Genomic DNA, 22,346 nt, shown 5'->3' with positions numbered 1-22,346 from the left:
GCCGTGACGTTGATACTCCTTCCCGCCGTCGACGTGGTCGAGGGCAAGGCTGTGCGCCTGATGCAGGGTCGGGCGGGTAGCGAAACCGAGTACGGGTCCGCGCTCGACGCCGCGTTCAACTGGCAGCGCGACGGCGCCGCGTGGATTCACCTGGTGGATCTGGACGCCGCGTTCGGCCGTGGCTCGAACCGGGAACTGCTCGCCGAGGTGGTCGGCAAGCTCGACGTGGCCGTGGAACTGTCGGGCGGGATCCGCGACGACGACTCGCTGAACGCGGCGCTGGCCACCGGTTGCGCCAGGGTGAACCTAGGCACCGCCGCGCTGGAGAACCCGCAGTGGTGCGCCAGGGTCGTCGCCGAGCATGGTGAGCGGGTGGCCGTCGGGCTCGACGTGAAGATCGTGGACGGCAGGCACACGCTGCGTGGTCGCGGCTGGGAGACCGACGGCGGCGACCTGTGGGAGGTGCTGGACCGGCTTGATCGCGAGGGGTGTTCACGCTTCGTCGTCACCGACGTCACCAAAGACGGCACACTCAAGGGCCCGAACCTGGAGTTGCTGACCCAGGTCACCGAGCGCACCGATGCGCCGGTGATCGCATCCGGCGGGGTGTCCAGCCTCGAGGATCTGCAGGCGATCTCCACTCTGACCGACCGCGGTGTCGAAGGCGCGATCGTCGGAAAGGCGCTGTACGCGGGCAGATTCACGTTGCCAGAAGCGCTCGCCGCGGTGGGGCAGTAGACCGCGATGTCGCTGGACGGGGCGGACCTGGAAGCTCTGGTCGCCGAGGCGGCCGCGATCCTCGACGTCGCCGCCAAGCCGTTCATCGCCGGTCATCGCGCCGATTCGGCGGTGCAGAAGAAGGGCAACGATTTCGCCACCGAGGTCGATCTGGCGATCGAACGCCAGGTCAAGGAGGCACTCGAGTCGGCGACGGGTATCGAGGTGCACGGGGAGGAGTTCGGCGGGGCCGACCTCGAGTCGCCGCTGGTGTGGGTGCTCGATCCGATCGACGGCACGTTCAACTACGCCGCAGGCTCGCCGATGGCCGCGATCCTGCTCGGCCTGGTCCATGACGGCGCACCGGTCGCCGGCCTGACCTGGGTGCCGTTCACCGGGGAGCGTTACACCGGCATCGTCGGTAAACCGTTGTACTCCAACGGCGTCGCGCGACCCCCGCTGGAGCCGGCCGAACTCGGCGACTCGATCGTCGGTGTCAGCACATTCAACGTCGACTCACGCGGCAGGGTGCCCGGCCGCTATCGACTCGCGGTGATCGAGAACCTGAGCCGGCAATGCTCTCGGATGAGAATGCATGGCGCCACCGGTATCGACCTCGCCTACACCGCGGCCGGGATACTCGGTGGGGCAATCAGTTTCGGCGGCCATGTGTGGGACCATGCGGCAGGTGTGGCGTTGGTGCAGGCGGCCGGCGGTGTGGTGAGCGACCTCGCCGGTGATGACTGGACGGTGAACTCGCCGTCGGCGCTGGTGGGTCTGCCCGGAGCCCATGGTCAATTGCTCGACCTCCTGCGCTCCGTCGGCGATCCGAAGGACTTCTGATGGACGCGTATGACCTCGCGGTCCGGATCATCCCGTGCCTCGATGTCGATGACGGGCGGGTGGTGAAAGGTGTCAACTTCCAGAATCTGCGGGACGCAGGCGATCCCGTCGAATTGGCCGCCGTCTATGACGCCGAGGGGGCCGACGAACTGACGTTCCTCGACGTCACGGCGTCCTCGTCGGGGCGGGCCACGATGCTGGAGGTCGTCAAGCGCACTGCGGAACAGGTCTTCATCCCGCTCACCGTCGGCGGCGGCGTCCGGTCGGTGAGCGACGTCGATGTGCTGTTGCGGGCGGGCGCGGACAAGGTGGCCGTCAACACGGCCGCCATCGCGCGGCCGGAACTGCTGGCGGAGCTGTCGCGCCGGTTCGGATCGCAGTGCATCGTCCTGTCGGTCGATGCCCGGACGGTGCCGCGGAGTGAGCAGCCCACGGCGTCCGGTTGGGAAGTCACCACGCACGGCGGCCGCCGGGGCACCGGCATCGACGCCGTGGAATGGGCCACCCGCGGTGCGGAACTGGGCGTCGGCGAGATCCTGCTCAACTCGATGGACTACGACGGCACCAAGGCGGGCTTCGACCTCAGGATGCTGCGGGCGGTGCGAGGTGTGGTGACCGTGCCGGTGATCGCCAGCGGCGGTGCGGGGGCCAAGGAACATTTCGCGCCGGCCGTTGTCGCAGGTGCCGACGCCGTGCTGGCCGCCAGCGTGTTCCACTTCGGGGAGCTGACCATCGGCGAGGTGAAGGCGGCGATGGCGGCGGAAGGGATCGTGGTCCGATGAGCGCTTGCGCGAAGAGCAGAGTGCACCGATGAGCGCTTGCGCGAAGAGCAGAGTGCACCGATGAGCGCTTGCGCGAACAGCAGAGTGCACCGATGAGCGCTTGCGCGAAGAGCAGAGGATCGAGGTGACGCTCGACGCAGACGTCGCGTCGCGGCTCAAGCGCGACGCCAACGGCCTGTTCGCCGCGGTGGTACAGGAACGCGGCACGGGAGCTGTGTTGATGGTGGCCTGGATGGACGACGACGCGTTGGCCCGCACACTTGCCACCCGTGAGGCGACGTACTATTCGCGCTCCCGCGGCGAACAGTGGATCAAGGGCGCGACGTCGGGGCACACCCAGCACGTGCACTCGGTGCGGCTGGACTGCGACGGCGACGTGGTGCTGCTCGAGGTCGATCAAGTTGGTGGCGCTTGTCACACCGGCGACCACAGCTGCTTCGATGCAGATGTCCTTCTGGGGCCGGAGGATTAAGCTGCCCGCGTGAAGAAGCTTGTCGCAGTTGCCGTTCTGGGCATTGGTGCGGTGGCGGCTCGCCGCTACATGTCGATGTGGGACGCCCTCGCGGCGGTGCCTGCCGAGTTGCGCAACCCACTCCTGCCGTTCACCACGTATCCGATGACCCACCGCACATTGCCCGTCATCCGATTGGTCTACAGCGTGCCGAACCGGTCGGGTCCCGATGTCAGAGTCACCGAGCGCTACGTCGGCGTGCCGACGGTGCGCGTGCTTATCACCACACCTGTCCGGCGGGATTCGGTCGCGCCGGCAGTGCTGTGGATTCACGGCGGCGGGATGACCGTCGGCAGTCCCCAATTCGAGGCGATGGGCGCAGGACGCCTGGCGCGCGAACTCGGTGCCGTTGTGGTGTCCCCGGCCTATCGGCTGGCGCCGGAGAACCCTTTCCCCGCTGGCCTCGACGACTGTATGGCGACGCTGCGATGGATGCGCGACCACGCTGTCGAACTCGGCATCGACCCGGATCGGATCGCGGTCGTCGGCGGAAGCGCGGGTGGCGGCCTGGCGGCCGCGGTTGCACAGCGCAGCCACGACGAGGCAATCAGCTTGCGCGCACAGGTACTGGCGTATCCGATGCTCGACGACCGCACCGCACTGCAGGACGACCATGCGGGCCGGGGCCGGTTCGGGTGGACACCCGCGGCGAACCGGTTCGGGTGGACCGCCTACCTGGGACGCGAGCCGCGCTTGTCGGACGCACCCGAGTACGCCGCACCTGCGCGGCGTAAAGACCTGGCCGGCCTGGCGCCGGCCTGGATCGGAGTCGGTGACCTCGATCTTTTCTACGACGAGGACGTCGACTACGCAGAGGCGCTGAAGGCCAGCGGCGTCCCGTGCCAACTCGTCGCCGTACCGGGGATGTATCACGGCGCGGATACTGTCGCCCCCAAAGCGCCTGCGATGCTGGACTTCCGGCGCGGCATGACCGACTGGCTGAAGACTTATCTGAGCTAAACGTCGATGATGCGCGTCGCCTTGGCGCGTGCCGTCCAGCGGCCCTCGTCGTAGCCGACCACGACGGGGTGGGCGAATGCGGTGGTGACGTTGTCGGTGGTCACCGTGTCACGTGCCCGACCGCTGGCCACCGTGCGTCCCTCCGAGATCAGCAGCGCATGGGTGGTGGTTGTCGGCAATTCCTCGAGGTGGTGGGTGACCAGGATCGACGCCACCTCGGGGTGTGTGTCGTCGAGGGAGTCGATGGTCTCCAACAGCTGCTCGCGCGCGGCGACGTCGAGCCCGGTGGTGGGTTCGTCGAGCAACAACAGCTTGGGGTCCGAAATGAGTGCCCGCGCAATCAGAGTGCGGCCTCGTTCACCCTGTGACAGGGTCGGCCAGACATTGTCGGCCTTGTGCGACAGTCCGACCGCGGCGATCATCGCGTCGGCGCGGTCGCGGTCGGCCGCGGTGGGCGACCAGTGCATCGGAATGTCGATGGTGGCGGTGATCCCCGTCAGCACCACCTCGCGGATGGTGAGCGAATACTGCAGCCGATGACGAGGATTGACGTGGCCGATCAGCCGCCGTAACGCGGCGAGGTCAACCCTGCCCATCTGGGAGCCGAGGATGTGCACGGTGCCCGACGTGGGGAAGGTGACCGCGGCGCAGAACCCCAGCAGTGTGCTCTTGCCCGCACCGTTGGGTCCGAGCAGGGCCCAGTGCTCACCCGCGTTCACTTTGAGTGAGATACCGTCGATGATCTGCTTGCCGTCGCGGCGGAAGGTCACATCCGCCAGCTCCAGAACCGGCGCCATCACGCGGACTGACGTTGCCGCAGCACCTCCAGCGCCTTGTCGGCGTGGGTGTCCATGCTGAACTCGCTGGCGATGACGTCGAGCACGGTGCGGTCCGTGTCGATCACGAATGTGGTGCGCTTGACGGGCATCAGCTTGCCGAGCAGTCCACGCTTGACGCCGAACTGCGCGGCGACCTTGCCATTGGCATCGGACAGCAGCGGATAGTCGAAGCTCTGCTGCTCGGAGAACTTGGCCTGTTTGTCGACGGCATCGGTGCTGATGCCGACGCGGCCGGCGCCGACCGAGGCGAATTCCGACGCCAGGTCGCGAAAATGACAGGCCTCCTTCGTGCACCCGGGTGTCATCGCCGCCGGATAGAAGAACAGCACGATGGGGCCGTCGGCGAGCAGAGCGGTGAGGCTTCGCACGGCGCCGGTCTGGTCTGGCAGTTCGAACTCCGCCACCTGGTCGCCCCGTTGTAGAGATGTCACCGTGCTTACGCTACGCCTGACTTGATGCCCGCCTTTTGATTGCACTCTGGGAGGATTGTTCGGTGCAAACCACCGCAGACCTCGCGATCACCACCTCGCGCGAGGACTTCCGAGCGCTGGCCGCCGAGCATCTTGTGGTGCCGGTGACGCGCAAAGTGCTCGCCGACAGCGAGACCCCGCTGTCCGCGTATCGCAAGCTCGCCGCCAACCGCCCCGGCACCTTCTTGCTGGAGTCGGCGGAGAACGGCCGGTCGTGGTCGCGATGGTCGTTCATCGGCGCGGGCGCGCCGTCGGCATTGACAGTGCGTGACGGCGAGGCGGTCTGGCTGGGCGTCACGCCGCAGGATGCGCCGGGCGGAGGCGACCCACTGCGGGCGCTGCGCGCCACGCTGGAGCTGCTTCAAACAGAACCGATGCCGGGGCTCCCCCCGCTGTCGGGTGGCCTGGTGGGTTTTTTCACCTACGACATGGTGCGACGGCTCGAGCGGCTGCCCGAGCTGGCCGTCGACGACCTGGGCCTGCCGGACATGCTGCTGCTGCTGGCGACCGACATCGCCGCGGTCGACCATCACGAGGGGACGATCACGCTCGTCGCCAACGCGGTGAACTGGAACGGCACCGATGAGCGCGTGGATTGGGCCTATGACGACGCCGTGGCCCGTCTCGACGTGATGACGGCAGCGCTCGGTGAGTATCTGCCGTCCACGGTCGCGACGTTCAGCAGGCCCGAGCCGGTGCACCGCGCGCAGCGCAGCCTGGAGGAATACACCGCCATCGTCGACAAGCTTGTCGGCGACATCGAGGCGGGCGAGGCGTTCCAGGTGGTGCCGTCGCAGCGCTTCGAGATGGACACCGACGCCGATCCGCTCGACGTGTACCGCATGCTGCGGGTAACCAACCCGAGTCCGTACATGTATCTGCTCAATGTGCCGAATAGTGCTGGTGGACTTGACTTTTCCATCGTCGGGTCCAGTCCGGAGGCGTTGGTCACGGTGAAGGACGGCCGTGCGACGACCCATCCCATCGCCGGCACGCGGTGGCGTGGGGAGACCGAGGAGGAGGACCTCCTGCTCGAGAAGGAACTGCTGTCCGATGACAAGGAACGCGCCGAGCACCTGATGCTGGTCGACCTGGGCCGCAACGACCTGGGCCGGGTCTGTCAGCCGGGCACGGTCCGCGTCGAGGACTACAGCCACATCGAGCGCTACAGCCACGTCATGCACCTCGTATCGACCGTGACGGGCCTGCTCGCCGACGGCAAGACGGCGCTCGACGCGGTGACGGCCTGCTTCCCGGCGGGCACGCTGTCGGGCGCACCCAAGGTGCGGGCGATGCAGCTGATCGAGGAGGTCGAGAAGACCCGCCGCGGCGTGTACGGCGGCGTGCTGGGCTACCTGGATTTCGCGGGTGACGCCGACTTCGCCATTGCGATCCGGACCACGCTGATGCGCAACGGGACCGCATACGTGCAGGCCGGCGGGGGAGTCGTGGCGGATTCGAATGGTCCGTACGAATACCGGGAGGCGGCCAACAAGGCCAGGGCTGTGCTCAACGCGATCGCCGCGGCGGAGACCCTGACCGAGCCATGACCCGGATCGGCCAATTACTGCTGCTCATTTCCGCGGCCGCACTGTGGGGGGCGTCCCGAATGGTGTGGGTCGAGGTGCAGTCGTTCGACGGGCTCGGCCAGCCCAAGACCACCGCATTGAGCGGAGGTTCGTGGGCGGCGGCCCTCACGGCGATCACGTACCTACTGGCTGCGGCCGCCATCGCGCCGCTCGCCGTGCGTGGCTGGCGATTGAGGCTGCTGGCGTTCGTGGTGGCCGCGATGAGCGCGGTGATGGGTTACCTGGCGATCGGGTTGTGGGTGATCCGCGACGTCGGCGCCCGCGCGGCCGAACTGGCACGGGTGCCGTTGACCGAGCTGACGGGCACGCAGCGGCATTACGGCGGCGCGATCATCGCTCTGGCGGCCGCGATAGGAACGCTTGTCGGTGCGGTGTTGTTGCTGCGGTCGTCGGCAAAACCCAGGCCGGAGACGGACCGCTTCGCCCGCCGAGGGGCCGGGCAGCCCCTGCAGGATGCCGCTCCGACGTCGGAACGGGCGATCTGGGACGCGCTCGACGAGGGTCGGGACCCGACCGATCCGGACAACAAGGGGCGGTGACAGGCGATGCAGCCGTGGCGGTTACCCTTCGTTGAAGATCGTTGACGATAGTTGCGTTGGGACTTGCAGGCACCGGAAGGGATAAGACGGCTTATGAGTTCGGCAACCGTGCTCGACTCCATCATCGACGGAGTTCGTGCCGACGTTGCCGCTCGCGAGGCCGTCATCAGCCTGACGGAGATCAAGGGGATGGCGAAGGATGCGCCGCCGCCGCTGGACGTGATGGCCGCCCTGCGGGCACCGGGCATCGGCGTGATCGCCGAGGTGAAACGGGCCAGCCCATCGCGCGGTGAACTGGCGGCGATCGACGATCCGGCGAGGCTGGCGAGCGCCTACGAAGACGGCGGTGCGCGAATCATTTCCGTACTGACCGAGCAGCGCCGCTTCAACGGCTCGCTCGATGATCTGGACGCGGTGCGCGCAGCGGTGTCAATTCCGGTGCTGCGCAAGGACTTCATCGTCCGTCCGTACCAGATTCACGAGGGCCGTGCGCATGGCGCCGACATGCTCCTGTTGATCGTCGCGGCGCTGGAACAGCCGGTACTCGAGGCTCTGCTGGAGCGCACCGAGTCGCTGGGAATGACGGCGCTTGTCGAGGTGCATACCGAGGGAGAGGCGGATCGTGCGTTGCAGGCGGGCGCCTCGGTGATCGGTGTGAACGCCCGCGATCTCAAGACGCTGAACGTCGATCGGGACTGCTTCGCCCGCATCGCGCCGGGCCTGCCGAGCAATGTCATCCGGATCGCGGAGTCAGGTGTGCGCGGGACGGCCGATCTGCTCGCATACGCGGGAGCGGGCGCCGACGCGGTTCTGGTCGGCGAGGGACTGGTCACCAGTGGCGATCCCCGTAGCGCCGTTGCCGATTTGGTCACCGCAGGCACGCATCCTTCGTGCCCGAAACCCGCACGCTGAGACGTGGCCGACCTCGCCGGTCCGGAGTTGCCGCGTTCTAGCGCGGCCGTCGCGGAGCCCACCAGCCACGATCCCGATGCGCGCGGCCATTTCGGTGTGTACGGAGGGCGATTCGTCGCCGAAGCGTTGATGGCTGTCATCGAGGAGGTCACCTCCGCATACGAGAAGGCGCGCGGCGACCAGACTTTCCTCGATGAGCTGGACCGGCTGCAACGGCACTACAGTGGGCGGCCGTCGCCGATGTATGAGGCGTCGCGGCTGGCTCAGCACGCCGGTGGCGCACGGATCTTCTTGAAACGAGAGGACCTCAACCACACCGGATCCCACAAGATCAACAACGTGCTGGGGCAGGCGCTGCTGGCGCGGCAGATGGGCAAGACACGCGTCATCGCCGAGACGGGCGCCGGCCAGCACGGGGTGGCGACGGCGACGGCGTGTGCGCTGCTCGGTCTCGAATGCATCATTTACATGGGGGCCATCGACACCGCGCGGCAGGCACTGAATGTGGCGCGGATGCGGCTGCTCGGCGCCGAGGTGGTGTCGGTCGAGGCCGGATCGAAGACGCTCAAAGATGCCATCAACGAGGCATTTCGCGACTGGGTCACCAACGCGGACAACACGTACTACTGCTTCGGCACCGCCGCGGGACCGCATCCCTTCCCGATGATGGTCCGCGACTTCCAGCGGGTGATCGGCCTGGAGTCCCGGGTGCAGATCCAGGACCAGGCCGGCCGGCTTCCTGACGTCGTCACCGCGTGCGTGGGCGGCGGTTCGAACGCGATCGGCATCTTCCACGCATTTATCGATGATCCGGGTGTCCGGCTGGTGGGCTTCGAGGCGGCCGGTGACGGGGTCGAAACCGGGCGCCACGCGGCAACTTTCACGGGTGGTTCACCGGGTGCCTTCCAGGGTTCGTTTTCCTACCTGTTGCAGGACGAGGACGGCCAGACCATCGAATCTCATTCGATCTCAGCGGGTCTGGACTATCCGGGTGTTGGTCCCGAGCACGCTTTGTTGAAGGACCTTGGTCGCGCGGAGTATCGACCGATCACCGACACCGAGGCAATGGACGCGTTCTCTCTGCTGTGCCGGACCGAAGGCATCATCCCGGCCATCGAATCGGCGCACGCGGTCGCCGGTGCCCTGAAGCTGGGCCTTGAGCTGGGTCCGGGCGGACTCATTCTGGTGAATCTGTCGGGACGTGGTGACAAGGACGTGGAGACGGCTGCCAGATGGTTCGGCCTGCTCGGGGATGACGCGTCATGAGCCGGCTGGCGAGTCTTTTCGGGTCGTGCCGTACCGAGGGGAGGGCCGCGCTGATCGGCTACCTGCCGACGGGATTCCCCGACGTGCCGACGTCGATCAGCGCGATGACGGCGTTGGTGGAATCGGGTTGCGACATAATCGAAGTCGGTATCCCGTACTCCGATCCCGGTATGGACGGTCCCACCATCGCGGCGGCCGCCGACGCAGCCCTGCGCGGTGGCGTGCGGGTGCGGGACACGCTGGCGGCGGTTGAGGCCATCAGCAAGGCCGGCGGGCACGCGGTTGTGATGACCTACTGGAACCCGGTGCTGCACCGCGGAATTGACACCTTCGCACGCGACCTGGCATCGGCGGGCGGACTCGGTATGATCACACCGGATCTGATCCCCGACGAAGCCGGCGAGTGGCTGCAGGTGTCCGATGCCCACGACCTGGACCGGATCTTCCTGGTGGCGCCGTCGTCGACCCCGGAGCGGTTGGCGATGACGATCGAGGCGTCGCGCGGGTTCGTCTACGCTGCATCGACCATGGGGGTGACGGGCGCACGCGATGCGGTGTCGGTCGCGGCCCCCACACTGGTGACACGCGTGAAAGCCGTCTCGGACATCCCCGTCGGTGTCGGGTTGGGCGTGCGGTCGCGTGAACAGGCAGCGCAGATCGGCGCCTATGCTGACGGCGTGATCGTCGGATCGGCGCTGGTTTCGGCGCTCAAAGAAGGCATTCCGGCGGTCCGGTCGTTGACCAAGGAACTCGCTGATGGCGTGCGGCAGAGGATTACTGCGTGACGACGACAATTCTGGCCGCGATACCCAGCCCCGCACAGGGCGTCTGGCATCTCGGCCCGGTACCGATCAGGGCGTATGCGCTGTTCATCATCGTCGGCATCGTGGCGGCGATCATGATCGGCGACCGGCGTTGGGTGGCCCGGGGCGGCCAGGAAGGCGCCGTCTACGACATCGCGCTGCTGCCCGTGATCTTCGGCCTGATCGGCGGACGGCTGTACCACGTCATCACCGACTGGTGGCGGTACTTCGGCGAAGGCGGTGCGGGGCTCGTCGGTGCGCTGCGGATCTGGGACGGCGGCCTGGGTATCTGGGGCGCGGTCGCGCTCGGCGGCGTTGGCGCGTGGATAGCGTGCCGCCGCCGGGGGATACCTCTGCCTGCATTCGGCGACGCCATCGCGCCGGGCATCATTCTGGCGCAGGCGATCGGGCGAATCGGCAACTATTTCAACCAGGAACTGTACGGCGGCCCCACGACAGTGCCATGGGCGCTGAAGATCTACGAGCGCAGGGACGCCAGCGGTGCTGTCGACAATCTGAACGGTGTCTCGACAGGGGAGGTGCTGCAGTACGTCCACCCCACCTTCTTGTACGAATTGATCTGGAATCTGTTGGTTTTCGCGGCACTGATCTGGATCGACCGGCGATTCAAGATCGGCCATGGTCGCCTGTTCGCGACGTATGTGGCGGGTTACTGCCTCGGACGGTTCTGGATCGAGTTGATGCGCGTCGACGACGCCACCCACATCGACGGCATCCGGGTCAATTCGTTCACGTCGATGCTGGTGTTCATCGGCGCGGTCGTCTACATCATGGTTGCGCCGAAGGGACGTGAGGATCCCGCGACGCTGCGTGGCAAGCCGAAGGATGACGAAGTCGAGGACGACGGGTCCTCCGTCGAGGAGATCGTCAAGGAGCTCTCTGCCGTCGGCGCGACGACCGGCCTGGTCGCGGCGGCGAAGGCTGCCGGCGACGCTGAGGATGAAGACGCGAAGGCCGCGGGTGATGCCGACGAGCCCGAATCCAAGGCAGAACTCTCGGCCGAGGAGATGGGCGCCGACGTCGCAGGTGTGCCGGCGGACAGCCTTGAGGAGGCCGAGGAGTTCGCGGCCGAAGGTGACGACGGCGCAGACGAGCCTGAGCCCGATGAATCGGCGGCCGAAGCCGAGGAGCCCGCAGAACCCGAAGTCGATAAGAAGCCCGAGGCCGCTGTCGAGGCGGAGGAACTCGCCGAGGAGGTCGCCGAGGCTCCGGCCGGGGACATCGCCGAGGCGGTGGAATTCGCGGCAGCCGGTGCGGAAGCTGACTCGGCGGTAGGTGGTGTCGGTGCGGTTGAGGGCGAGGATGCCGTTGAGGCCGAGGAGGCTGCTCCCGAGGTTCATGAAGCCGCGGTGGAGGCCACCGATGAGGCTGAGGCTGTAACCGATGAGGTGGCGGCCGAGGGCGAGCCGGCGGAACCCGCGGCTGAGGAGAAGCCTGAGGCCGGCGTTGAGGCGGTTGAGGGCGAGGATGCCGTTGAGGCCGAGGAGGCTGCTCCCGAGGTTCATGAAGCCGCGTTGGAGGCCACCGATGAGGCTGAGGCTGTAGCCGATGAGGTGGCGGCCGAGGGCGAGCCTGCGGAACCCGAAGCCGAGAAGAAGCCGGCGGCCGCCGTCGCCGAGGCTCCGGGCGAGGACATCACTGAGGCCGAGGATTTCGCGGCAGCCCGTGACGAAGCTGATTCCGCCGTAAGTGGTGTCGGTCCGGTCGAGGGCGAGCGTGCCGTCGAGGCCCAGGAGGCCGCTCCCGAGGTGCATGAAGCCGCAGTGGAGGCCACCGATGAGGCTCAGGCGGTAGCCGTTGAGGTGGCCGCCGAAGACGAGCCCGCAGTGCCCGAGGTTGAGGCCGAGGTTGAGGCGCCCGAGGCTGTGGGAGAGGCGGAGGAGGTCGCCGCTGAGAGCGAGGCCGCGGGCCCGGCTGGCGAGGCGGTAGCCGATGGGGTGGCCGCCGAAGACGAGCCCGCAGAACCCGAGGTTGAGGCCGAGGTCGAGGCGCCCGAGGCCGTGGGAGAGGCGGAGGAAGTCGCCGCTGAGAGCGAGGCCGAGGCGGCTCCCGAATCCCCGGCGACCGTCCAGCTAGCCGTACCGGAACCGTCGGGTGGTCTCGTCCGACGCTGGCTGCGCAATCGTCGTAGGCGCTGATACCCGCTCCACACGGGTTATCCACAGTCACAGTTTTATCCACAGGGCAGCGCTCCAAACTGCATGTTCTGTCGGTTGGCAGAATATGATCGAAAGTATGTTCGAAGGTCCGACGGGTGCGGCAGCTATCGATGCGATGGCGGCTGCTTACCGGGAGGAGTCGGCGGCGACCGCGCGCCGCTTCGCTGCGATCGGGCAGCTCGATGCGCTGCGGACCCGCGAGTTGGCGGAGTCGATCTTCTGGCGGACGGACCCACACGATGAGGTTGCCGCGGAGGTCTCGGCGGCTCTGAAGATCTCGCGAGGCCGCGCGGCGGGGCAGATTCATTACGCTCGGGTGCTGCGCGACAGGCTGCCCGAGGTCGCGAAGGTGTTCGCCGGTGGTGTGATCGACTTCCGGATGGTGTTGACGATCATCAATCGCACCGAGAATGTCGAGGATGACGAGGTGATCGCGCGCCTGGATGCCGCGTTGGCTGCGCATGCGAGCCGGTGGATGCGAATGTCGGGCCCGAAACTGCAGGATCGGGTGGATCTGTGGGTAACCAAGTTCGACCCGGCCGCGGTGCGGGTGCCTTCGAAGATCGGTGACAACCGCTATGTCGAGGTGGGGGAGACCACCATGCGGATGGCGGGGATCTGGGCCAACATCCATGCCCCTGACGCGGCGGCGTTCGACAAGCGGCTCGATGCGTTGGCCGCCAGCGTGTGCGACAACGATCCGCGGACCAAGGAGCAGCGTCGGGCCGATGCCTGCGGGGCGTTGGGCCGGCTCGAGGAGCGGCTGGCGTGTCAGTGCGGGGCCGCAGATTGCCCGGCGGTCGCCGAGCACAAAGCGGTCGCTGATGCGGTGATTCATGTGCTGGCCGAGCAGGCCACGCTCGATGGCACGAGTGATCAGCCGGGATACCTGCCGGGCTTCGGTATCTTGCCGGCCGAGTCGGTGCGGGAGGTGGCTAAGTCGGCCAAGCTGCAGCAGGTGGTGTTGCCCAACGGAGATGCGGAGCCGAGGTACCGGCCGTCGGCGGGGTTGGCCGACTTTATTCGTTGGCGGGATTTGACGTGTCGGTGGCCGGGCTGTGACAAACCGGCCGAGCGCTGCGATATCGACCATACGGTGCCGTATCCGGCGGGCCCGACTCATGCTTCGGGTCTGAAGTTGTATTGCCGCACCGATCATTTGATCAAGACGTTCTTCAGCGGGCCCGGCGGCTGGAAAGATCAGCAGTTGCCCGATGGGACAGTCATTTTCACCTCTCCCAGCGGCCACACCTATGCCACCGAGGCGCACGGTGGGGTGCTGTTTCCGACGCTCGCGCAGCCCACCGGGCAGCTTCCCGTCCCGGTGACGAATGATCCGAGTCCTTATCGCGCGGTGATGATGCCGAAGCGCAGGCGTACCCGCGAGCAGGACCGCCGCGACCGCATCACCGAAGAACGCCGCCAGAGAACCGAACTCATCGCCGAAGAGCAACGACAACGCCAAGCCTGGCTCGCCGCCACCTACGAACCACCACCCTTCTAGCAAGCCAGCGGTTCTGGCATGCTGGGTGCCATGACCGAGCCGCAGTTCAGTGGCAATGAGAGTGGAAACCCGTATCCACCGCCCTCTCAGCAGCCGGGATATCCACCGCCGGGCCAGTACCCACCTCCGCCGGGCCAGTATGGGCCTCCGCCGGGTCAGTATCCCTCGGCATACATGGACCCGGCCGCACCCTTCGGTCGGCATCCCATGACGGGTGAGCCGCTGTCCGACAAGTCGAAGGTCGTGGCAGGGCTGCTGCAGTTACTCGGATTGTTCGGCCTCGTGGGCATCGGGCGCATCTACCTCGGCTACACCGGGCTCGGTGTCGCGCAACTCGTCGTGGGTCTGATCACCTGCGGCATCGGCGCCGTCATCTGGGGCATCATCGACGCAGTGATGATGCTCACCGACAAGGTCCGGGACCCAGAGGGGCGTCCTCTACGCGATGGCACTTAACGCCACCGCCGGCCGCGGACGGCTGTATGGGGCACTTGGCTCGGGTGCCGTTCTCGCGGGCAGCCTCACTTATGTCGGACTCGGTGATCCGCACCGGCGCGGCTTTGTGTTTCCCGTATGCCCTTTCAAGGCGTTGACGGGACTGAATTGCCCGGCTTGCGGCGGTCTTCGGATGACCCACGACCTTCTACACGGCGACCTCGGCGCGGCAGTCGTCGACAACGTTTTCCTGCTCGCCGGTCTGCCGATGCTGCTCGCATGGATCGTCGTGCGCTGGCGTCTACGGAAGCCGATGATGCCTGCGCCCGCGGTCGTCATCGTGGTTGTCGCCGCCGTCACCTGGACTGTCGTTCGAAACATTCCCGGGTTCCCGCTGGTCCCGACACTTCTCGACGGGTAGCTCCGCGGCCCCGCTGATACACTCGACAACCGGGCCGGTGCAGTCCCGGATCAGCTTTTCCCAGGACTGCGAGGTGCCTCTCCATGCTGTTCTCGGCATTTCCCGAATCCCAGGGCCTGTACGACCCCGAAAATGAGTCGGACTCCTGCGGCGTTGCCATGATTACCGATATCCAGGGCCGTCGGTCGCACGGCATCGTCGCCGACGGGCTCATCGCCCTGGAGCACCTCGAACACCGCGGCGCCGCCGGTGCCGAACCGAACAGCGGCGACGGTGCTGGCATCCTCATTCAACTTCCCGTCGAACTTCTTCGCGACGTCGTCGCCTTCGAACTGCCGCCACCAACTGCCGACGGCGCCAACACCTTCGCCGCGGGCATCTGCTTTTTGCCGCAGGATCCCGTCGCGCGCACCGGCGCCTACGAACAGGTCGAAGCCATCGCGGAGGACGAAGGGCTGGAGGTACTCGGCTGGCGTGAGGTGCCGACCGACCCGGACGGTGCCGACATCGGCATGACTGCGCTGGGATGCATGCCATATATGGCGCAACTGTTCGTGACGGCGCCGCACAGCGATGGTGGCGTCGACCTCGACCGCCGTGTCTTCCCGCTACGCAAGCGGGCCGAGAAGACCGGCGTCTACTTCCCGTCGCTGTCCGCCAGGACCATGGTGTACAAGGGCATGCTCACCACAATGCAACTACCCCAATACTTTCCGGACCTGCGTGACGAACGCTGCCGCAGCGCGATCGCGATTGTGCACAGCCGATTCTCCACCAACACCTTTCCGTCCTGGCCGCTGGCGCATCCGTTCCGCTTCGTCGCGCACAACGGTGAGATCAACACCGTCCGCGGTAACCGGAACCGCATGCACGCCCGCGAGGCCATGCTCGCCGGCCCGAAGATTCCTGGCGATCTCAGCCGACTGTCACCGATCTGCACGCCCGAAGCATCCGACTCCGCGTCCTTCGACGAGGTGCTGGAACTCCTGCACCTCGGTGGTCGAAGCCTTCCGCACGCCGTGCTCATGATGATTCCGGAGGCGTGGGAGAACAGCACTACGATGGACTCCGCCGAACGCGCGTTTTGGCAGTTCCACGCTTCGCTGATGGAGCCGTGGGACGGCCCGGCATGTGTCACCTTCACCGACGGCACCCTCGTCGGAGCGGTGCTGGACCGCAACGGATTACGGCCAGGACGCTGGTGGCGCACAATCGACGACCGAATCATCCTGGCCAGCGAGAGTGGTGTGCTCGACGTGCCGTCCGCCGAGATCGTCGCGAAAGGGCGCCTGCAGCCCGGCAAGATGCTCCTGATCGACACCGCCGCCGGCCGCATCATCTCCGACGACGAGATCAAAGAAGGCCTGGCCACCCAGGAACCGTACGGAGAGTGGCTGCACGCCGGCCTTCTCGACCTCAAGACTCTGCCCGACCGCGTTCGCGTCCAACCCAACCACGAGTCCGTGGTGCGACGTCAGATCGCCTTCGGCTACTCCGAGGAAGATCTCCGCATTCTGCTCACCCCGATGGCCGCGTCCGGCGTCGAACCCCTGGGCTCCATGGGCACCGACACCCCCACCGCGGTTCTCTCCCAACGGTCCAAGCTCCTCTACGACTACTTCGTCGAACTCTTCGCTCAGGTGACCAACCCACCGTTGGACGCCATCCGCGAGGAAGTGGTCACCTCGATGGCCCGGGTGATGGGACCCGAACAGAACCTGCTCGAACCGACCGCGGCGTCCTGCCGGCAGATCGTGCTGCGCAGGCCTGTGCTCGACAACGACGAACTGAACAAGATCGTCCACATCAACGACGACGGCGAGCATCCGGGCCTCAAGACCGCTGTGCTCCGCGCCCTCTACGACGTCGAACGCGGCGAGGAAGGCCTCGCCGACGCCCTCGAGGAACTGAGGCACCGAGCCTGCGATGCCATCGCCAAGGGCGCACGGACACTGGTCATCTCCGACCGTGACTCCGACCACACCAAGGCGCCCATCCCGTCACTGCTGGCGGTCTCGGCCGTGCATCACCACCTGGTGCGCTCCAAGGAGCGCACCACCGTCGCGCTGGTGGTGGAAAGCGGCGACGCCCGCGAAGTCCACCACATCGCCATGCTCATCGGCTTCGGCGCCGCCGCCGTCAACCCCTACCTGGCCTTCGAGTCCATCGAAGACCTCATCCGCGAGGGCGAACTCACCGGCATCGACCCGGCCGCCGCCGTTCGCAACTATCTCAAGGCGCTCGGCAAGGGCGTGATGAAGGTGATGAGCAAGATGGGGATCTCGACCGTCGCGTCCTATACCGGCGCGCAGGCGTTCGAGGCGGTCGGCATCGACAGAGACGTCATCGACGAGTATTTCACCGGCACGCCCACCCAGCTCGGCGGTATCGGGCTCGGTGTCATCGCCGAGGAAGTCAAACTCCGGCATCGTCGCGCGTATCCGGAGAATCCGACTGAACGCGTTCACCGCCGCCTCGAGGTCGGCGGTGAATACGCATTCCGCCGCGAAGGCGAGCTTCATCTGTTTACTCCGGAAGTGGTGTTCTTGCTGCAACATTCGACCCGGACCGCTCGCCACGACATCTTCGCGGAATACTCCGCCGAAGTGGATCGCCTCTCGAGAGAGGGGGGAGCCCTACGGGGCCTGTTCGAATTCAAGAAGGACTTGCGACCGCCGGTTCCGCTCGACGAGGTCGAGCCCGTCGACTCCATCGTCACCCGGTTCAACACCGGAGCGATGAGCTATGGGTCGATCTCCGCCGAGGCCCACGAGACCATGGCCATCGCGATGAACAACCTTGGTGCGCGGTCGAATTCGGGGGAGGGCGGCGAGGATGTCGACCGGCTCTATGACCCGCGGCGGCGCAGCGCGGTCAAGCAGGTGGCGTCCGGCCGGTTCGGTGTCACCAGCGACTACCTGGTGAATGCCACGGACATCCAGATCAAGATGGCGCAGGGAGCCAAACCTGGTGAGGGCGGACAGCTTCCGGGCTACAAGGTGTATCCGAACATCGCCAAGACACGCCACTCGACACCCGGCGTCGGCCTCATCTCGCCACCGCCGCACCACGACATCTACTCGATCGAGGACCTGGCGCAGCTGATCCACGACCTCAAGAACGCCAACGAACAGGCCCGGATCCACGTCAAACTGGTCAGCTCGGTGGGTGTCGGCACGGTCGCGGCCGGAGTGTCGAAGGCGCATGCCGATGTCGTGCTGATCTCCGGATACGACGGGGGCACCGGTGCCGCACCGCTCACCTCGCTCAAACACGCGGGCGTGCCGTGGGAGATCGGCCTGGCCGACGCGCAGCAGACCCTCGTGCTCAACGGCCTGCGCGACCGCATCACCGTGCAGTGCGACGGTGGGATGCGCACCGCCCGCGACGTCATCGTCGCCGCGCTGCTCGGCGCCGAGGAATTCGGCTTCGCCACCGCGCCGCTGGTGGTCTCCGGCTGCATCATGATGCGGGTCTGCCATCTCGACACCTGCCCCGTCGGGGTGGCCACCCAGAACCCCGAGCTTCGCGGCCGGTTCAACGGCAAGCCGGAGTTCGTGGAGAACTACTTCCGGTTCATTGCCGAAGACATCCGCCGCTACCTCGCCGAGCTGGGATTCCGCAGCATCGACGAGGCGGTCGGACACGCCGAGATGCTCGACACCGACATGGGCGTCGCGCACTGGAAAAGCCGCGGTCTGGACCTCACGCCGGTCTTCGCCGTGCCCACCGATGCCCACGGCGCCAGACTCACGCAGCGCAGGCGACTCAGGGCTCAGGACCACGGGCTCGACCAGGCCCTCGACCGGACCCTCATACAGCTTGCCGAGGGGGCACTCGAGGACGCCCACCCCGTGCGACTCGAACTGCCTGTGCGCAACGTCAACCGCACCGTCGGAACCCTTCTCGGCTCCGAGGTGACCCGGCGTTACGGCGGCCAGGGCCTGCCCGACGACACCATCCACGTCACCCTGACCGGATCCGCGGGCCAGTCCATCGGGGCGTTCCTCCCGCCCGGCATCACGCTGGAGCTCATCGGTGACGCCAACGACTATGTCGGGAAGGGTCTTTCGGGCGGCCGCATTATCGTCAAGCCCCAGGACGATGTGTTGTTCCTGCCGGAGGACAACGTCATCGCCGGAAACACCCTGCTCTACGGTGCCACATCCGGCGAGGTCTATCTGCGCGGACGGGTCGGAGAACGCTTCTGCGCTCGCAATTCCGGCGCGCTGGCCGTCGTCGAGGGCGTCGGCGACCACGCATGCGAATACATGACCGGAGGGCGGGTCGTGGTGCTCGGCAAGACCGGCCGGAACCTGGCGGCCGGAATGTCCGGTGGTATCGCGTTCGTCCTCGGTCTGGAGCGCAGGCGGGTCAACACGGAGATGGTCGCACTGCAGCGCCTCGAACCGGAGGATCTCGCATGGCTGCGCGACGTCGTCGCCAGGCACGCACAGCACACCCGCAGCACGGTGGCGATCTCGCTGCTGTCGGACTGGCCGAGGCGCAGTGCGCAGTTCACCAAGGTCATGCCGACCGACTACCAGCGCGTCCTGGAGGCCAGCCGGATGGCCAAGGCCGACGGCCGTGATGTCGACACCGCGATCATGGAGGCCAGCCGTGGCTGAACCGCACGGATTCCTCGAGGTTCGCAGGGTCGAGGTGGCCAAACGTCCGGTCGACGAGCGTGTCGGCGACTGGCGCGAGGTCTACGAACTTCAGGATCCGCGCGAGCGTGCCGGCGAGGTCTCCCAGCAGGCACGCCGCTGCATGGACTGCGGAATTCCGTTCTGTCACTCCGGAACTGCAGGCTGTCCGCTGGGCAACCTGATTCCGGAGTGGAACGACCTTGTCAGGCGTGGCCGCTGGGACGCCGCCAGCGATCGCCTGCACGCGACCAACAACTTCCCGGAGTTCACCGGCAGGCTCTGCCCGGCGCCGTGCGAGGCCGCCTGTGTGCTGTCCATCGCCGAAGAACGGACCGGCGGCAGTGTCACCATCAAGCGCATCGAGCAGTCGATCGCCGACCAGGCCTGGATGGACGGCGTCGTCGAACCGCAGCCTGCCGCCATCACCACCGGCAAGCGCATCGCGATCGTCGGCTCAGGCCCGGCGGGACTGGCTGCGGCACAACAACTCACCCGCGCCGGCCATGAGGTGACAGTCTACGAACGCGACGACCGCATCGGCGGGTTGATGCGCTACGGCATCCCCGAGTACAAGCTGGAGAAGACCACCCTCGACCAGCGGCTGGCCCAGATGCGGGCGGAGGGGACGCGTTTCGTCACCGAGACCGAGGTCGGCGTCGACCTTCCGGTGGAGCGATTGCGGCAGCAGTACGACGCCGTGGTGCTTGCCGTCGGTGCGCTACGGGCCCGCGACAACGACGTGGAAGGCCGTCACCTGACGGGTGTGCACCTTGCGATGGACCATCTGGTGCCCGCCAACAAGGAATGTGAAGGCGACGGGCCCAGCCCCATCTCCGCCAAGGACAAACACGTGGTGATCATCGGCGGCGGAGACACCGGCGCCGATTGCCTCGGCACCGCACACCGTCAGGGTGCGACCTCCGTGACGCAGCTCGACTACAACCCCGAACCACCCGAGTACCGTGACGAGTCTCGCGCACCATGGCCGATGTGGCCGGTCGTGCTTCGTACCCGTCTGTCGCCGGCCCACGCCGAGGGCGGTGCCCGCCGCTACGAGGTCGCCGTGCAGCGGTTCCTCGGTGACGACCACGGTCACATCCGGGCGGTGGAGATCGCCGAAGTGAAAGTTGAGCGCGACGCCGACGGCCGCCGACGGATCACACCCGTGGGCGCCTCGCTGGAGATTCCCTGCGAGTTGGCGCTGCTGGCGATCGGCTTCGACGGCGTCGAGCGGATGCCGCTGCTCGACGACCTGGGCCTCACGCTCAATCGACGCGGTGCGGTGGCCTGCGGTTCGGACTGGCAGACCGATGCGCCCGGCGTGTTCGTCTGTGGCGACGCTCACCGTGGCGCCTCCCTGATCGTCTGGGCGATCGCAGAAGGCCGCAGTGCCGCCCATGCCGTCGACGCCTATCTGATGGGTGAATCCGATCTTCCCGCGCCGGTCAGGCCTGGAGCCCTCCCACTGGCCGTCGTCTGAATCGATTCGCGACTATGCTCAGCAGACGTGAATAGACGCGGAAAGATCGTCTGTACCCTGGGTCCGGCCACCGGCACCGATGAGGCTGTGCGCGCACTGGTCGAGGCCGGAATGGACGTCGCTCGACTCAACTTCAGCCATGGCGATTACGCCGACCACCAGGCCAACTACAAGCGGGTTCGGGCCGCCTCGGACCTGACCGGGCATGCCGTCGGCATCCTCGCCGACCTGCAGGGACCCAAGATCCGGCTCGGTCGGTTCGCGGCGGGACCGACCGTCTGGGTCAAGGACCAGATCGTGCGGATCACCGTCGAGGACTGTGAGGGCACCCACGATCGGGTTTCGACCACGTACAAGCGGCTGGCCGAGGACGCCAAGCCGGGAGACCGAGTCCTGGTCGACGACGGCAACATCGGCCTCACGGTCGAGCAGATCGACGGAAACGACGTCGTCTGCCGGGTCACCGAAGGCGGCCCGGTCAGCAACAACAAGGGCATGTCGCTGCCTGGCATGAACGTGTCGGCCCCGCCGCTGTCGGAGAAGGACATCGAGGACCTCGAGTTCGCGCTGAGGCTCGGCGTCGACCTGGTCGCCCTGTCGTTCGTGCGCTCACCGGCCGACATCGAGCTCGTGCACGAGGTGATGGATCGCGTCGGCCGTCGGGTGCCGGTCACCGCCAAGCTCGAGAAGCCCGAGGCCATCGACAACCTCGAGGCGATCGTGCTCGCCTTCGACGCCATCATGGTGGCCCGCGGCGACCTCGGTGTGGAGCTTCCGCTCGAGGAAGTGCCGCTGGTGCAGAAGCGCGCTATCCAAATGGCAAGGGAGAACGCCAAACCGGTCATCGTCGCCACCCAGATGCTGGAGTCGATGATCGAGAACTCGCGGCCGACGCGCGCCGAGGCGTCCGACGTGGCCAACGCGGTTCTCGACGGCGCCGATGCGGTGATGCTCTCCGGCGAGACGTCGGTGGGCAAGTATCCCCTGGAGGCCGTCAAGACGATGGCGCGCATCGTCCATGCGGTCGAGGAGAATTCGGTCGTCGTCCCGCCGCTGACGCACGTGCCGCGCACCAAGCGCGGCGTCATCTCCTACGCGGCCCGCGACATCGGCGAACGCCTGGACGCCAAGGCGCTGGTGGCCTACACGCAGTCGGGAGACACCGTGCGCCGGCTGGCCCGGCTGCACACCCCGTTGCCTGTGCTGGCGTTCACCTCGTTACCGGAGGTTCGCAGCCAACTTGCGCTGACCTGGGGCACCGAAACGTTCATCGTGCCGCACATCCTGACCACGGACGGCATGATCCGGCAGGTCGACGAATCGCTGCTCAGCCTCGGCCGTTACAAGCGGGGAGAACTGGTGGTCATCGTCGCCGGTGCTCCTCCGGGCACAGTAGGCTCCACCAATCTGATCCATGTACACCGGATCGGCGAGGATGACGTCTAG

General features: G+C 66.9%; 19 protein-coding genes. 17 read left to right on the top strand and 2 right to left on the bottom strand.

Annotated features, from left to right (window positions below; translation table 11 throughout):
- The first annotated feature begins 3 nt into the window (after positions 1 to 3).
- The 5 genes from priA (at position 4) to ACVWWN_RS25650 (ending at position 3,813) form a co-directional block, all read left to right on the top strand.
- Complete coding sequence (priA, locus tag ACVWWN_RS25670) at positions 4 to 738, top strand: bifunctional 1-(5-phosphoribosyl)-5-((5-phosphoribosylamino)methylideneamino)imidazole-4-carboxamide isomerase/phosphoribosylanthranilate isomerase PriA (protein ID WP_457146359.1); 735 nt, start codon at positions 4 to 6, stop codon at positions 736 to 738.
- Between the two features lie 6 nt (positions 739 to 744).
- On the top strand, positions 745 to 1,560 hold the full coding sequence (locus tag ACVWWN_RS25665; protein ID WP_457146358.1) for an inositol monophosphatase family protein: 816 nt from the start codon (positions 745 to 747) through the stop codon (positions 1,558 to 1,560).
- Entirely contained in the window at positions 1,560 to 2,342 is a 783-nt protein-coding gene (gene hisF / locus ACVWWN_RS25660; protein WP_457146357.1) for an imidazole glycerol phosphate synthase subunit HisF, read from the top strand. The genes ACVWWN_RS25665 and hisF overlap by 1 nt, the downstream gene beginning before the upstream one ends.
- Before the next feature lie 124 nt (positions 2,343 to 2,466).
- Entirely contained in the window at positions 2,467 to 2,814 is a 348-nt protein-coding gene (gene hisI / locus ACVWWN_RS25655; protein ID WP_457146356.1) for a phosphoribosyl-AMP cyclohydrolase, read from the top strand.
- A gap of 9 nt (positions 2,815 to 2,823) precedes the next feature.
- Positions 2,824 to 3,813, top strand: a complete 990-nt coding sequence (locus ACVWWN_RS25650; protein ID WP_457146355.1) for an alpha/beta hydrolase — start codon at positions 2,824 to 2,826, stop codon at positions 3,811 to 3,813.
- On the opposite strand, the gene ACVWWN_RS25645 is transcribed toward ACVWWN_RS25650, so the two are convergent.
- Positions 3,810 to 4,610 (bottom strand): ABC transporter ATP-binding protein, encoded by an 801-nt coding sequence (locus tag ACVWWN_RS25645; protein ID WP_457146354.1) that lies wholly within the window; start codon positions 4,608 to 4,610, stop codon positions 3,810 to 3,812. The genes ACVWWN_RS25650 and ACVWWN_RS25645 overlap by 4 nt on opposite strands.
- A complete protein-coding gene (locus ACVWWN_RS25640; RefSeq protein ID WP_457146353.1) occupies positions 4,610 to 5,083 on the bottom strand; it encodes a peroxiredoxin in 474 nt (157 codons plus the stop codon). The genes ACVWWN_RS25645 and ACVWWN_RS25640 overlap by 1 nt, the downstream gene beginning before the upstream one ends.
- Before the next feature lie 62 nt (positions 5,084 to 5,145).
- Between ACVWWN_RS25640 and ACVWWN_RS25635 the strand changes: the two genes are divergently transcribed.
- The 12 genes from ACVWWN_RS25635 to pyk all read left to right on the top strand — a co-directional run bounded on the left by ACVWWN_RS25635 (position 5,146) and on the right by pyk (position 22,346).
- Positions 5,146 to 6,672, top strand: a complete 1,527-nt coding sequence (locus ACVWWN_RS25635) for an anthranilate synthase component I (RefSeq protein ID WP_457146352.1) — start codon at positions 5,146 to 5,148, stop codon at positions 6,670 to 6,672.
- Complete coding sequence (locus ACVWWN_RS25630) at positions 6,669 to 7,250, top strand: TIGR02234 family membrane protein (protein WP_457146351.1); 582 nt, start codon at positions 6,669 to 6,671, stop codon at positions 7,248 to 7,250. The genes ACVWWN_RS25635 and ACVWWN_RS25630 overlap by 4 nt, the downstream gene beginning before the upstream one ends.
- A 93-nt stretch (positions 7,251 to 7,343) precedes the next feature.
- Positions 7,344 to 8,162: an indole-3-glycerol phosphate synthase TrpC gene (gene trpC, locus ACVWWN_RS25625; RefSeq protein WP_457146350.1), complete on the top strand. Its 819-nt coding sequence runs from the start codon at positions 7,344 to 7,346 to the stop codon at positions 8,160 to 8,162.
- A 3-nt stretch (positions 8,163 to 8,165) separates the two neighbouring features.
- On the top strand, positions 8,166 to 9,428 hold the full coding sequence (trpB, locus tag ACVWWN_RS25620) for a tryptophan synthase subunit beta (protein ID WP_457146349.1): 1,263 nt from the start codon (positions 8,166 to 8,168) through the stop codon (positions 9,426 to 9,428).
- Positions 9,425 to 10,213, top strand: a complete 789-nt coding sequence (gene trpA / locus ACVWWN_RS25615; protein WP_457146348.1) for a tryptophan synthase subunit alpha — start codon at positions 9,425 to 9,427, stop codon at positions 10,211 to 10,213. Before trpB ends, trpA begins: the two co-directional genes overlap by 4 nt.
- Positions 10,210 to 12,390 carry a prolipoprotein diacylglyceryl transferase gene (gene lgt / locus ACVWWN_RS25610; RefSeq protein ID WP_457146347.1) on the top strand — a complete coding sequence of 727 codons (2,181 nt, stop codon included), beginning with the start codon at positions 10,210 to 10,212 and terminating at the stop codon, positions 12,388 to 12,390. The genes trpA and lgt overlap by 4 nt, the downstream gene beginning before the upstream one ends.
- 97 nt (positions 12,391 to 12,487) lie before the next feature.
- Entirely contained in the window at positions 12,488 to 13,915 is a 1,428-nt protein-coding gene (locus tag ACVWWN_RS25605; RefSeq protein WP_457146346.1) for an HNH endonuclease signature motif containing protein, read from the top strand.
- A gap of 30 nt (positions 13,916 to 13,945) precedes the next feature.
- Positions 13,946 to 14,371 (top strand): NINE protein, encoded by a 426-nt coding sequence (locus tag ACVWWN_RS25600; RefSeq protein ID WP_457146345.1) that lies wholly within the window; start codon positions 13,946 to 13,948, stop codon positions 14,369 to 14,371.
- Positions 14,361 to 14,771 (top strand): DUF2752 domain-containing protein, encoded by a 411-nt coding sequence (locus tag ACVWWN_RS25595; protein WP_457146344.1) that lies wholly within the window; start codon positions 14,361 to 14,363, stop codon positions 14,769 to 14,771. The genes ACVWWN_RS25600 and ACVWWN_RS25595 overlap by 11 nt, the downstream gene beginning before the upstream one ends.
- An 83-nt stretch (positions 14,772 to 14,854) precedes the next feature.
- The gene (gltB, locus tag ACVWWN_RS25590; protein WP_457146343.1) at positions 14,855 to 19,399 is read left to right on the top strand and encodes a glutamate synthase large subunit; all 4,545 of its coding nucleotides are present in this window, start codon (positions 14,855 to 14,857) and stop codon (positions 19,397 to 19,399) included.
- A complete protein-coding gene (locus ACVWWN_RS25585; RefSeq protein WP_457146342.1) occupies positions 19,392 to 20,900 on the top strand; it encodes a glutamate synthase subunit beta in 1,509 nt (502 codons plus the stop codon). The genes gltB and ACVWWN_RS25585 overlap by 8 nt, the downstream gene beginning before the upstream one ends.
- A gap of 27 nt (positions 20,901 to 20,927) precedes the next feature.
- Entirely contained in the window at positions 20,928 to 22,346 is a 1,419-nt protein-coding gene (pyk, locus tag ACVWWN_RS25580) for a pyruvate kinase (protein ID WP_457146341.1), read from the top strand.

The sequence above is a fragment of the Mycobacterium sp. URHB0021 genome, assembly GCF_054057895.1.
Note: the sequence above shows the minus strand (reverse complement) of the source record. Positions and strands in the feature narration are given on the sequence as shown.